This window comes from Bradyrhizobium sp. HKCCYLRH1030 (assembly GCF_051168395.1).
Lineage (GTDB): Bacteria > Pseudomonadota > Alphaproteobacteria > Rhizobiales > Xanthobacteraceae > Bradyrhizobium.
This window is the reverse complement of record NZ_JBNPUY010000012.1, coordinates 51,558-63,458: the sequence shown is the minus strand read 5'-3', so window position 1 is coordinate 63,458 and position 11,901 is coordinate 51,558. Positions and strand designations below refer to the sequence as shown.

Sequence of the window (11,901 nt, the reverse complement as noted above, 5' to 3'; positions counted from 1 at the left end):
TTTCCAAAGGTCCGATGACAACGTGAGGATCGATGCCGCAGGCTCAATTGACGCGATGGGCTTGCGCCATCGCGACGATCACCCTGCGCGGCCCCTTGAATGGCTCGCGCGCGTGCGCCGTCAGCATGTTGTCGAGCATGACGACGTCGCCGGTCTGCCAGGGAAAGACGATCTTGTGCCGGTCGAGCACGGCTCTGACCGTGGCCAGCGTCTCGTCCTCGATCGGCGCGCCGTCGCCGTAGAACGCATTGCGCGGCAGCTCGAGCGGATCGCCGACGATGTCGAGAAGACTTTCCCGAACCTCGGGCGCGAGGCTGGAGACGTGGAACAGATGCGCCTGATTGAACCACACCATGTCCCCGGTCACGGGATGCACCGCCGTCCCCTGGCAGACCTGCCGCGTCCGTAGCTCGTCGCCATCCTTCCATTCGCAGGCGATTGCATGGGAGGCGCAATAGGCCTCGACCTCGGCCTTCGACTCCGTGCCGAACACCTGTCGCCAGTCGACATCGAGTCCACTGCCGTAGTTGCGGACATACATGACGCCCCGCTCGGCGAAGCGGTTACGGATCGCGGCCGGCATGTCGCGATGGATCGACCGGCTGTCGGCGACCGGCGTCTCACCGCCCTGCTGTGCCGCCTGCTCGCAATAGAACCAGATCTTCATCGGCCAGTCGCGCGTATAGGCCTGCTCGTTGTGCAGCGGGATGCTCTGGTGCGGCGGATATTCGGTCGAGGTGTAGACGCCGGCGCTGACCTGCGATCGGGGCGTCGAGCCGAAATCATAGGACAGCAGCGGATGGCCGAAGCTCGCGGCGAAGCTCCTGAACGCCTCGGCGCCGTCGAGATGGAAGCCACGGAAGAGAATTCCGCCGCACGCATAGAGCTGGCGCTCGATCATGTCGCGGACCTCGCTGACGGCCTCCATCAGCGGCTGCTGCCTGCGGCTGGCCCGCAGAAGGAACGGTAGCGATTCTTGTTCTATTTTAGATTGTATTGCGAACATGACTTCTCCCCGTCTCCCGTCGATTTCAGCATCGAAGTTTCTTCACCGGCCGGCTTTTCCGGCTGGGTCGTGCTTTCGGCACGCCGCTCAAGGCCCCGCGCGAGCAACGGCGAGTCCCGGCCATGCCCGACGTGCCAGCAATGCGGCAACGAGCTTCAGCAGATCCGCCTGTCGGCTATGGATGAAGAAGTGGTCGCCCGGCAGCATGTCGCGACCGAACGCGCCGGAGGTCTCGGCCCGCCACGCCTCCAGTGCCTCGGCACGCGTCTCGTCGAAATCTCCGCCAAACACGTGCAGCGGACACGGCAAGGGCCGACGCCGCCGATAGACGTAGTTCCCGCACATCAGGAAATCGGCCCGCAGGATCGGCAGCGTGCCGCGCATGATCTCCATGCTCTGCAACGCCTCCGGCGGCGTGCCGTTCAGCCTGAGAAGCTCTTCGCGCAATGCGTCGTCACCGAGCGGCTCGCGCCAGCGGCTGCCGTCGCGCACGGCCGGCGCCTCCGTTCCGGACACGAGCAGCATCTGCGGCTTTGGCGCGCCGAGCGCGAGCAGCCTGTGCGCCAGCTCGAAGGCGAGCAAGCCGCCGAGGCTGTGCCCGAACAGGACGTAAGGCTCCGCCAACGGCGTCCCGATCAGTTCGGACGCGAGCTGATCGGCCAATGCTGCCGCGTCCGTTTGCAGCGGCTCGTCCATCCGCGCGCCCCGTCCGGGCAGCTCCAGCGGCACGATTTCGATCCAGGACGGAAGAGCTCTCCTCCAGCGCGCATAGACCATGGCGCTGCCGCCGGCATAGGGCAAACAGATCAGCCGCATGGCATCCAGCCTCCTTCGCTTCAGGATTCGGCAGAGGCCTGGGCGTTCTCCTGCATGAATTTCCGCAGCGAGAGCGGCCGCATGTCGGTCCACACCTGTTCGATATGGTCCAGACACTCCTTCTTGCTCCCGGTCACGCCGACGGCCGTCCACCCGTTCGGGATGTCCTTGAACGTTGGCCAGATCGAATATTGCTCTTCGTGATTCACGACGACGGTGAAGGTGACGTCATCTCTGTCGAAGACCATCATGCCCGGCTACTCCTACTAACAAACGACGTTGATGAACTACGAGTAATGCAGTTGATAATGACAGTCAAAAGGATACCGCCGATCGAAGTTTTTAATCTCTCCAAGGTGACACGTAGGTGACGATTCAACATCAGGATGCATCGGCTCCAACGAGATGATTTGCTGACCCGATCGCGTTGTAACCGCGGATATGATCACGCCTCAACGCGATCGATGAGTTACGCAAATCTTTATCAGATTGGAATTGAACGCCGTCCGCATCGCTCAGACTAACAAGGCCGCCGCACAATGGTCATGCGGCGGCCTCATCATCGCCAACGCGTATCGACGTCCTAGAAATTGAACGTCGTGGAAACGAGATAGGTGCGCGGCGCCCCCAGGGTGATCACACCGCTATAGGCCGACGCCCAATACGCCTTGTCGAATACATTCTCGACGCTCGCCCGCAGAACGATCGGCTTGCCGTTCCAGGGCGAGGTGAAGGTGTAGCGGGCGCCCAGGTCGACGCGTGTCCAATCCGGCAGCGAGAGTTTGTTGGCCGCGTCGACATATTGTGCACCGGTGTAGACGACTCGCCCCGTCAGCGTCAGATCCCGCACGAACGGTGTATCCCACTCGGCGCCGAGATTCACGGTGAGCTCGGGCACGCCGATCGCCCGCTTGCCGTCCGTCAGGCCGCCCGAAGTCTTCTCCTGCACGCCGTGAATATACGCCACGCCCCCCAACAGCCGCAGCGTCGGCGTGACCTCGCCGAATACGTTGAACTCGGCGCCCGTATTTCGCTGCCGGCCATTCAGCTCTTGAGTCAGCACTCCCCCTGAACTCGTGGTAATCACGCTCGGGCGTGAGATATCGAATGCGCTGACCGTGGTCGTGATTCGGCCGAAGTCGACCTTGATGCCGGTCTCGACCTGCTTGGTCTGCCCTGGCGGGAAGACCGTGCCGCTGTTGGCATAGCCGGCGGCAACGACGGTCGGGGTCTGCAGGCCCTCGATGTAGTTGGCATACAGCGACACAAACTCGACGGGCTTGACCACGAGCGCATAGGCTGGCGTCCACACCGAGGTGTCCTCGAACGGGCGGCTCGATGCTGGAGTAACGAGATTCGTGACTTCCGTTCCCGCCGTTTGTCTGCGCACACCGACGGTCAGTTGAATCCGCTTGTTCAGCAGCGACATCGTGTCGGAGACGCCGATGCTCCAGAGATTTGCGCCGACGGTCTGATTGGCCTGGAGCGTCGGAAAGCTTGGCAACGCGATGTTGGTCGGCTCGCTGTAAAGGCTCCAGTTGGGCATCTTGCCGGAGACCACCTGCTGGGTATAGGTGCGGTCGGTGATGGAGTAGCCGACATTGACGGCATGGTTGATCGGGCCGGTATCGGCGGTCATGCGCAGGCCAGCCTCCCCGGCGTACGTCTTGTACGTCTCGCTTCCCGTTCCAGGAGTCCCGGACAACAGGCCAGCGTTGCTCGAGAGGACCGGCGACGGATAACGGTAGTTGATGTTGCTGTCGTGATAGCCGAATCCGGCATAGGCGGTGATACGATCGTTGAGATCGACTTCGCCTTTCACCGTCGAGAAGAAATCGGTCGGCGCATAATACGCCCACGGCACCTGGAAATTGGTGCCGGACGACGGTGGCGACGGAATGCTGGTGACAGCAGTACCCACGCCGAAGAATCGCAGCGGCGGATTCAGCTTGTCCGCCTGATAGCCGACATCGGCATCGATTCGGACATTCTCGCCATGATAGTCGACGGCGAGGTGGGCGTTGCCGAACTCGTCGGTCTGCCGGTTCCAGGGGGTATCGCCGTTCGAATACTTGCTGTTCAGCCGTACGCCCCACTCCTTGTGCTCGCCATAGCGGCGGCCGACGTCGATCTGCTCGCCGAATTGCGTCTTGGACGCATAGGTCGCCGTTAGCTGCGTGATGTCGGTGTCGAGCGCGTGCTTGGTGACGAGATTGACGCTACCGCCGACCGCGCCGCCGCTTGAGGCGCCAGTGCCGCCGACCGTCATGCCGTTGAGCAGAGCCGCCGGCCCCTTCAGCAATTCGACCCGTTCGATGAAGTTGGCGCCCGTCGAATAATACGGCGCGATGCCGGCGAGGCCATTCAGCGCGTAGTCGCCGCTGTCGTAGTAGAAGCCGCGGATGAACAGGCTGTCGGCGCCGCCGCCGGCGGCTTGGATCGTTCGCACCGAGGGATCATTGATCAGCACGTCGCGGATCGTGCGCGCCTGCTGGTTCTGGATCAACTGCGAGGTGAAGCTCGTCTGGTTGAAGGGCGTGTTCATGACGCCGCGGTTACCCAGCAGCCCGAGGCCGCCGCCGCTCGCGACCTGGCCGCCGGCATAGGGCGACGGCGGCGCGCCGACCGTTCCCGTCGACGGCGTCACGTAGGCCACCGGGGCGGTCGGCGGCAGGTTGCGCGGAGCGACGCGGCGCTGCTGAGCGGTCCGCGTCGCGGTCGTCTGCGGTCTCGAGGCGGTCTGCCGGACTTTCGGCTTCGGCGCGTCGACGGTCACATCGGGGAGCTTGGTCTGCGCAGAGGCCGATTGAACGCCTCCGACATTCAGCGTGAGCGCCAATGAGCTCACAAGTCCCAACGACATCGTCAATCCAATGTCTTTATCCCAAATGCGACAGACCATCCTGACACCCCGATCATTCCAAGTTCCAACTCGGCTCGTCGGTGGTCCTAACACACAGGTATTTGAGGACGGCGTCGCGCGACGTAGAACTCGTCTAACGAGCGACAGCTTCGCCGAATCGATCAGCTCAATAGGTTGTCGCTACTACGAGATTCTTTTCCCTCCGCTTCTTTGAAGCCTTCAAAAGAAGCGCATGTCGCGGGGAAGAGCGATGCGATCGCGTCGGCTGATACAACCCACGACACCGATCGTCTCGAACTCATCGAAATAATTTCGATCAATCGTACGATGATAACTAATCACATTGCCACTTTTGAATCAATCTTTGCTTTCAAATGCGCCACATCTCCGCCGCGCCACGCGCAGATCGGAGAAGGCATCGAGACATTTGTATCTGCTTGTTTCCAGGCCGGAGCGACGCCGCTCGCGTCGGCGCTCGCTGCGCGAGATCGATCGCGCGCAGCCGACGCAGCGTGCTGCCATCGCGATGACGCGTCGCGCGAGAGAAGACACGTAAGACAAGAGATGCGTGGGATCGTTGGCTGGCCGAGCGCGTAGTCCAGCAGCGCGGATCGAGATCAATGATGCGGGCTATCTTCCGCCGACCGGCGGCGGACGTCAGCGCTCAGAGCGGCCTATCCTGCGTCCCGGCCCGAGCGCCTTGCGCTTCGGCCTTCGCGCCGCGGCTCCGTCTCGTCCCGTAGGCGAGCGACAGCAGAATCGGAATCGACAGCCCGAGCCAGCACAGGCCGTCCCAGAGCCCGTCGCCGAACAGTCCGAAGGCGAGCCCGGCTGCGGCAACCAGACCGATCAGCAGCGGCGCACGAAACACCTGCCAGGTCGAGAGTTGCGCGGCGCGGGCAGATGGCCTCGCCGATGCCGCGGAGGAGCTCATGGCGACACCACCGCAGGCGCTGCCGATGTCACGACGCCGGACACCTTCCTGCGGAAGCCCCGCCGCTTGGCGGCCCACAGATAGAGTCCGCTGCACAGCACGACGATCGTGATGAGATCGAGAACGGCCCAGATGATCTTCAGCGGCAACCCGCCGTAGTCACCGAAATGCAGCGGCCGCGATACCTGCAACGCGGTGAGATACCAGGCGAGCTCGGGCGCGACCATCTTGCTGCTGTCCTGGGCATCGACCAGGACCGGCTTGAACATGCGCGCAGTAAACGGCGTGCGGCCCTTGGTCCAGATCATCAGATGCTGCGGGCTGCCGAACCGCGTCGTCGTCGGCAAGGTGATGGACGTCACCAGCCGGTCCGGAAACGCGGTGCGGACGGCGCCAACGGCGGCCTCGACCGATTTCGCTTCCGCCAGCGGCTTGCCCTGATAGGGCGCGAGCAGTGCCGGCATGGTCTTCGCGCGCCAGAGGTCGAACAGCGGCACCGCCAGCGTGTTGATGGTGCCGGTCAAGCCGACCGCGAGCGCCCAGCTCACCGTGACGATACCGAGCAGATTGTGCAGGTCGAGCCATTTGAGCCGCGCCGAGCGATCCCGCACCGTGCCGAACTGCAGGCGACGCATGAACGGCCAGTATACGACGACGCCCGAGACGATGGACGCTGAGAACACCAGTCCCATCAGTCCGAGAAAGAGCTCGCCCGGCAGGCCGGTGAACATGTCGCGGTGGATGCGCAGGATCACGTCCATGACGTCCTGATGCGGCGCTTCCTCGCCGAGAACGACGCCGGTGCGCGCATCCACGGTGAGCCGATGAAACTGCCCAGGCACCGGAATGGCGGTCGGCGACATCGCGACCACGATCAGCGGCTCCGCCTGCTTCAGGCTCACGAACAGCGCATGCTGCTCCGGCAACTGCTGCTTGGCCGCCGCGATCAGGCGGTCGAGCGGCAACAGCGGCGTGTCGGCCGGCATCGCCGGCGCGACGATCTCATCCTCGAAGAGATGATCGATCTCCTCATGGAAGATCAGCGGAAGCCCGGTCAGGCACAGCATCAGCAGAAAGATCATGCTGATCAGCGACGTCCACGTGTGAACCTGAACCCACAGCCGCATGCGCCCGAACCCATCCTTCGTCATCGACGTTGCACGTGATGAGCCGAACGTCCGGCAAGAGAAGGGCCGCAGCAAACTGAATCGATCTAAAGCCGTTGGAATTTCTTTAAGGTAGCGCGCCTGTCCGCCGCAACCAGCGGAGCTGCAACGTGAATTTCGATCGCACCTCGCACCGTCGGTGCTCACGGACGGCGCGTGTCGCTGCCGTGAGGGCGTGCGCCGAAGTCGCCCTTGCGCGATGCCCGGATACATATGGAATCGCTTCCGCGTGGCCGCGCGGAATACGACCGGCTCTGGCTGCATCCGACGATGCGCCAGGGCCGGGACGCAAACGCCGTCTCAGAATGGATAGTGCCGTTCGCCGGTCTGCACCGTGATCCAGCGCAGCTCGGTGAACTCGTCGATCGCGGCCTTGCCGCCGAAGCGGCCATAGCCCGAGGCCTTGACGCCGCCGAACGGCATCTGCGGCTCATCATGCACCGTCGGCGCGTTGACGTGGCAGATGCCGGACTCGATTCGCTTGGCGACAGCGAGCGCGCGGGCGATGTCGCGGCCGAACACCGCCGACGACAGGCCATATTCGGTGTCGTTGGCGACGCGCACGGCCTCGTCGACGCCGCTGACGCGCACGATGGTGACGACGGGACCGAAGCTCTCCTCGCCATAGATGCGCATCGCCGGCGTGACGTGATCGACGATGGTCGCGGGCATGATCGTCCCGCTGCCGCGGCCGCCGGCGGCCAACACGGCACCCTTGGCCACCGCGTCCTCGATCAGGCCGCCGACACGGTCGCAGGCGGCGGCGCTGACCAGCGAGCCCAGCACCACATCGCCCTTGCGCGGATCTCCGTAAGGCAGGCTGTTGGCCTTGGCCGCGAACTTTGCGACGAATTCATCCGCCACCTTGTCGTCGACCACGATGCGCTCGGTCGACATGCAGATCTGGCCCTGGTTCATGAAGGCGCCGAACGCGGCGGCATTCACCGCGGCGTCGAGATCGGCATCGTCGAGAATGACCAGCGGCGCCTTGCCGCCGAGCTCGAGCAGCGCGCGCTTCAATTGCCTGGCACAGGCCATGGCGATGAGACGGCCGACGCGGGTCGAGCCGGTGAAGTTGACGCGCCGGATCGCGGGATGGGCGATCAGCGCCTCGACCACGGCCTGCGCATCCTCGGGCGCGTTGGTCACGACATTGACGACGCCGTCACCGAGACCGCCTTCGGCCAGGCACGCGCCGATCAGCCGGTGCACCCCAGGGCTCATCTCCGAGGCCTTCAGCACCACGGTGTTGCCGCAGGCGAGCGGCATCGCCACCGAGCGGACACCGAGGATGACCGGCGCATTCCACGGCGCGATGCCGAGCACGACGCCGACCGGCTGGCGATGCGCCAGTGCAATGTTGTCGGGCACGTCGGTCGGGATCACCTCGCCCGCGATCTGCGTCGTCATCGCCGCGGCCTCGCGCAGCATGCCCTCGGCGAGATGCACGTTGAAGCCGGCCCAGCCCGCCGTGGCGCCGGTCTCGGCCATCATCAGCGCGATGAACTCCGGGGCGTTGCGCGCCAGCGCATCCGCAGCCGCATTGAGCCGCTTGCGGCGCTCGCCCGGGCCGAGCCGGGACCACGCCGGAAACGCCGCCGCGGCGGCATCGGCGGCGCGCAGCGCGTCATCGATCGACGCCGCCGCAACGATGGTTGCGATCTCGCCGCTGATCGGATTGAGCCGCTGGAAGGTGCGCTGATTGGTGGCGGACTGGTCCTTGCCGCCAATCAGGAGATTGATCGCGTTCATGGGGCGCTCCTAGGTCGATGGGGTTGTTGCGGTTGCGGAAGCCGGCGCGCGCGACTGGCCGAGATAGGCGCGCTGGATGTCGGGATTGTTCTTCATCTCGGGCGCCGGCCCCTCGCCGGCATTGCGTCCCTGCTCGATCAGGTAGACGCGGTCGGCGATGTCGAGGCTGGCGCGGGCGTTCTGCTCGACCATCAGGATGCCGACGCCGTCGCCGCGTATCGTTCTCAGCGCCCGGAACACCTCGCGGCTCAAGAGCGGCGACAGGCCGAGCGACGGCTCGTCGAGCAGCAGCAGGTCGGGCCGCGACATCAGCGCGCGGCCGATCGCGACCATCTGCTGCTCGCCGCCGCTCATGGTGCGCACCGCCTGCCCCATGCGCTCGGTGAGACGCGGAAACAGCGCGAGCACGTGCGCCAGCCGCGCGGCCTCGCCGTCGCGGGCGCGCGAAGGATAGGCGCCGAGCTGGAGGTTCTCGGCGACGGTGAGATCGCCGAACACGCCGCGGCCTTCCGGCACCAGCGCGATGCCGCGCTCGACGATCAGATGCGGCGCGAGCGAGCCGATGTCCGTCCCGCCGAGCCGGATCACGGCTCCGGGCGACGGCTGGATCAGTCCCGCGATCGCCTTCAGCAACGTCGACTTGCCGGCGCCATTGGCGCCGAGGATGGCGACGATCTCGCCGCGCGCGACCTCGAGCGCGACATCGGTGAGCGCCTGGTGCTTGCCATAGGCGTGCGACAGCCGCTTGATCTCAAGCATCGGGCTCTCCGAGATAGGCTGTGATCACCGCGGGATCGGCGAGCACCTCGTCCGGCGTGCCGCGCGCGATCACGACGCCCGCGCTCATGACCACGCAGCGGTCGCACAGCGCGCGGATCGCATCCATCACATGCTCGACCATCACGATGGTGATGCCGCGGTCGCGCAGCGAGGCGATCAGCCTGATGCCGGTCTCCAGCTCGGTCGGATTGAGCCCAGCCAGCCATTCGTCGAGCAGCACAAGACGCGGGTGCAGCGCCAGCGCGCGGGCGAGCTCCAGCCGCTTCTGGTCGATGTAAGTGAGATCGCCCGCCGGCATCTCCGCCATGCCATCGAGGCCGACCAGGGCGAGCAGCTCATGGATCGATTCTGCGGCCGCACCGGTCTGGCGCGTGCGGAACAACGCCGCCGCCGCGACATTCTCGGCGACCGTCAGGTCCGGCATCACCCGCACCAACTGGAAGGTGCGGGCAAGCCCGAGCCGCGCGATCCGGTGCGCCGCGAGGCCGCTGATGACGGTGCCGCCGAAGCGGATCGTGCCGGCCGAGGGCACGAGCGCGCCCGAGAGCATGTTGAGCAGCGTCGTCTTGCCGGAGCCGTTGGGGCCGATGACGCCGAGGATCTCGCCGGCGCGGACGTCCAGGCTGACCTTGTCGACGGCGCGCAGGCCGCCGAAGGATTTGCCGACAGTCTCGGCCGTGAGCAGGGTTCCGCCCTGCTCCGGTTTGGCGCCGACCACCTTGGACTCGCGCCGCCCGACCCGATCGACCAACCCGATCACGCCCCTCGGGAGCACCATCACGATGCCGATGAAGATGAGGCCGAGCACGATGCTGAAATGGTTGGGCAGCGCGGCTGTCAGCACCTCGAACAGCAGCACAAGCGGGATGACGCCGAGCACCGGGCCGATCAGCGAGCCGGCACCGCCGAGCAGCGCCATGATCACGACCTGGAACGAGATCATCGGGTTGAACGCGATCGCCGGATCGATATAGGTCCAGCGCGGCGCCATGATCGCGCCGGTCACCGACATGAACACCGCGCTGAGGATGAAGACCCCGAGCTTCACCGCGGTCGCATCGATGCCGGAATGGCGCGCGGCGGTCTCGTCGGCGCCGATCGCGCGCAGCGCGAGGCCATAGCGCGAGCGCGTCAGCAGAAAGCCGGCGAGGAAGACCAGCGCCGTCAGCGCGCAGAGTTGCCAGTATAGCATCTCCTGGGTGATGTCGCTGAACAGATAGCGGCCGACCGATTTGTGGATGTTGACCTCGTACCAGATCACGAGCTGGCGGATCAGCTCGGCCAGGCCGAACGAGAAGATGATGAAGTAGATGCCGGACAGCCGCAGCGTCGACAGGCCGGTGATGGCCGCGACGACAGCGCCGACACCCGCAGCGGTCATCAGTTGCAGCGGCCAGCTCAGCGTCTCGCCCGTCACCGCCGCCGTATAGGCGCCGATGCCGAAGAACGCAGCCGTCGCCAGCGAGACGTAGCGGGTCGGCCCGGAGAACATGGCCCATGCGGTTGCCAGCACGGTGAAATAGAGAATGCTGATGCCGAGCGCGAGATAGTAGCCGTTGGCATAGAGCGGCAGCGTCACCGCGGCGGCAACGCCGACGAGCCCGATGCACCAGGCCAGAATCTTGCCGGGGCTGATCACGACGCCGCCTTTCCGAACAGTCCGGTCGGCCGGATCAGCAGCACGGCGAGAAACATCGCAAACGTCGCGGCCAAGGTCAGCCCGGGATCGACCAGCCGCGCCACCGCGGTCTCGACGACGCCGAGCAGCAGCCCTGCGGCCAGCGCGCCCATGACGTTGCCGACGCCCCCCATGATCACGACCACCAGCGCCTTCATCGTGAATACGACGCCCATCGAGGCGTTGAAGGTGAGGAACATGCTGACCAGCACGCCGCCGGCCGCGACCAGGCCACCGCCGAACGCAAACGCCAATCCTGCGAGCCAAGCGACATCGATGCCGACCAGCCGCGCGGCATTGGCATCGACCGCGACGGCGCGCACGGCCGTGCCGATCCTTGTCCGCGTCAGCGCGAGATAGACGCCGGTGCCGATCAGTGCGGCGAAACCAAGCGCGACCAGCCGGTTCACCGCGAGCGTCGAGCCGAGCACTGTCACGGGAATGGAGAGATAGCTGTAGCTGTAATACTGCCCGCCGAAAGCGACCAGCATGATGCCCTGGATCACGAACAGCACGCCGAAGGTGACGAGGATGCTGTCGACCTCCTGGGCGCCGGCGTCCTTGCCGCGGCGGATCAGGCGCTGCAGCAACAGCCTGTAGAGCAGCCAGTTCAGCAGTCCCGCGGCGGGCATCGCCAGCAGCAGCGCCAGCAGCGGACTCAGTTGCAGCCCGGAATAGAGCGACAGCGTGCCGAACGCGGCCGCGACAAGCGACTCGCCATAGGACAGGTTCATGATGCGCGCCACGCCATATTGCAGCGTCAGGCCGAGCGCGATCAGGGCATACATGCCCCCCAGCACCAGACCGGGCAGCAGGATGTCGAACAGCAGCATGGGATGGTGCCTCTTGCGCGAGGCCCGCGGACGCGCGCGCCTTGACGCGCGTCCGCAAGCTCACGACCTCGTT

The 11,901-nt window shown here is 65.4% G+C and carries 10 protein-coding genes; all 10 read right to left on the bottom strand.

What is annotated here, in order from left to right; genetic code table 11:
• Positions 1-43: 43 nt before the first annotated feature.
• The gene (locus ACQR1E_RS29015) at positions 44-928 is read right to left on the bottom strand and encodes a TauD/TfdA family dioxygenase (RefSeq protein ID WP_316195241.1); all 885 of its coding nucleotides are present in this window, start codon (positions 926-928) and stop codon (positions 44-46) included.
• A 165-nt stretch (positions 929-1,093) separates the two neighbouring features.
• Positions 1,094-1,822 (bottom strand): thioesterase II family protein, encoded by a 729-nt coding sequence (locus tag ACQR1E_RS29010; RefSeq protein ID WP_316195243.1) that lies wholly within the window; start codon positions 1,820-1,822, stop codon positions 1,094-1,096.
• 20 nt (positions 1,823-1,842) lie between these two features.
• On the bottom strand, positions 1,843-2,073 hold the full coding sequence (locus tag ACQR1E_RS29005; protein WP_315717422.1) for an MbtH family protein: 231 nt from the start codon (positions 2,071-2,073) through the stop codon (positions 1,843-1,845).
• Positions 2,074-2,405: 332 nt separating this feature from the next.
• A complete protein-coding gene (locus ACQR1E_RS29000) occupies positions 2,406-4,685 on the bottom strand; it encodes a TonB-dependent receptor (protein WP_316195245.1) in 2,280 nt (759 codons plus the stop codon).
• 664 nt (positions 4,686-5,349) lie between these two features.
• Positions 5,350-5,619, bottom strand: coding sequence for a hypothetical protein (locus ACQR1E_RS28995; protein WP_316195248.1), 270 nt, complete (start codon positions 5,617-5,619; stop codon positions 5,350-5,352).
• On the bottom strand, positions 5,616-6,746 hold the full coding sequence (locus ACQR1E_RS28990) for a PepSY-associated TM helix domain-containing protein (RefSeq protein ID WP_316165433.1): 1,131 nt from the start codon (positions 6,744-6,746) through the stop codon (positions 5,616-5,618). Before ACQR1E_RS28990 ends, ACQR1E_RS28995 begins: the two co-directional genes overlap by 4 nt.
• Positions 6,747-7,085: 339 nt before the next feature.
• Positions 7,086-8,537: an aldehyde dehydrogenase gene (locus ACQR1E_RS28985; protein ID WP_316164874.1), complete on the bottom strand. Its 1,452-nt coding sequence runs from the start codon at positions 8,535-8,537 to the stop codon at positions 7,086-7,088.
• Between the two features lie 9 nt (positions 8,538-8,546).
• Positions 8,547-9,296, bottom strand: a complete 750-nt coding sequence (locus tag ACQR1E_RS28980) for an ABC transporter ATP-binding protein (RefSeq protein ID WP_315717418.1) — start codon at positions 9,294-9,296, stop codon at positions 8,547-8,549.
• A complete protein-coding gene (locus tag ACQR1E_RS28975) occupies positions 9,289-10,956 on the bottom strand; it encodes a branched-chain amino acid ABC transporter ATP-binding protein/permease (protein WP_316195250.1) in 1,668 nt (555 codons plus the stop codon). The genes ACQR1E_RS28980 and ACQR1E_RS28975 overlap by 8 nt, the downstream gene beginning before the upstream one ends.
• Positions 10,953-11,828, bottom strand: a complete 876-nt coding sequence (locus tag ACQR1E_RS28970; protein ID WP_315752511.1) for a branched-chain amino acid ABC transporter permease — start codon at positions 11,826-11,828, stop codon at positions 10,953-10,955. The genes ACQR1E_RS28975 and ACQR1E_RS28970 overlap by 4 nt, the downstream gene beginning before the upstream one ends.
• Positions 11,829-11,901: the final 73 nt, after the last annotated feature.

What these genes read in the sequence shown, in the direction of transcription:
- ACQR1E_RS29015 (WP_316195241.1), bottom strand. Translation starts at nt 928, where the DNA reads ATGGAGGCCGTCAGCGAGGTCCGCGACATGATCGAGCGCCAGCTCTAT.
- ACQR1E_RS29010 (WP_316195243.1), bottom strand. Translation starts at nt 1,822, where the DNA reads ATGCGGCTGATCTGTTTGCCCTATGCCGGCGGCAGCGCCATGGTCTAT.
- ACQR1E_RS29005 (WP_315717422.1), bottom strand. Translation starts at nt 2,073, where the DNA reads ATGATGGTCTTCGACAGAGATGACGTCACCTTCACCGTCGTCGTGAAT.
- ACQR1E_RS29000 (WP_316195245.1), bottom strand. Translation starts at nt 4,685, where the DNA reads ATGTCGTTGGGACTTGTGAGCTCATTGGCGCTCACGCTGAATGTCGGA.
- ACQR1E_RS28995 (WP_316195248.1), bottom strand. Translation starts at nt 5,619, where the DNA reads ATGAGCTCCTCCGCGGCATCGGCGAGGCCATCTGCCCGCGCCGCGCAA.
- ACQR1E_RS28990 (WP_316165433.1), bottom strand. Translation starts at nt 6,746, where the DNA reads ATGCGGCTGTGGGTTCAGGTTCACACGTGGACGTCGCTGATCAGCATG.
- ACQR1E_RS28985 (WP_316164874.1), bottom strand. Translation starts at nt 8,537, where the DNA reads ATGAACGCGATCAATCTCCTGATTGGCGGCAAGGACCAGTCCGCCACC.
- ACQR1E_RS28980 (WP_315717418.1), bottom strand. Translation starts at nt 9,296, where the DNA reads ATGCTTGAGATCAAGCGGCTGTCGCACGCCTATGGCAAGCACCAGGCG.
- ACQR1E_RS28970 (WP_315752511.1), bottom strand. Translation starts at nt 11,828, where the DNA reads ATGCTGCTGTTCGACATCCTGCTGCCCGGTCTGGTGCTGGGGGGCATG.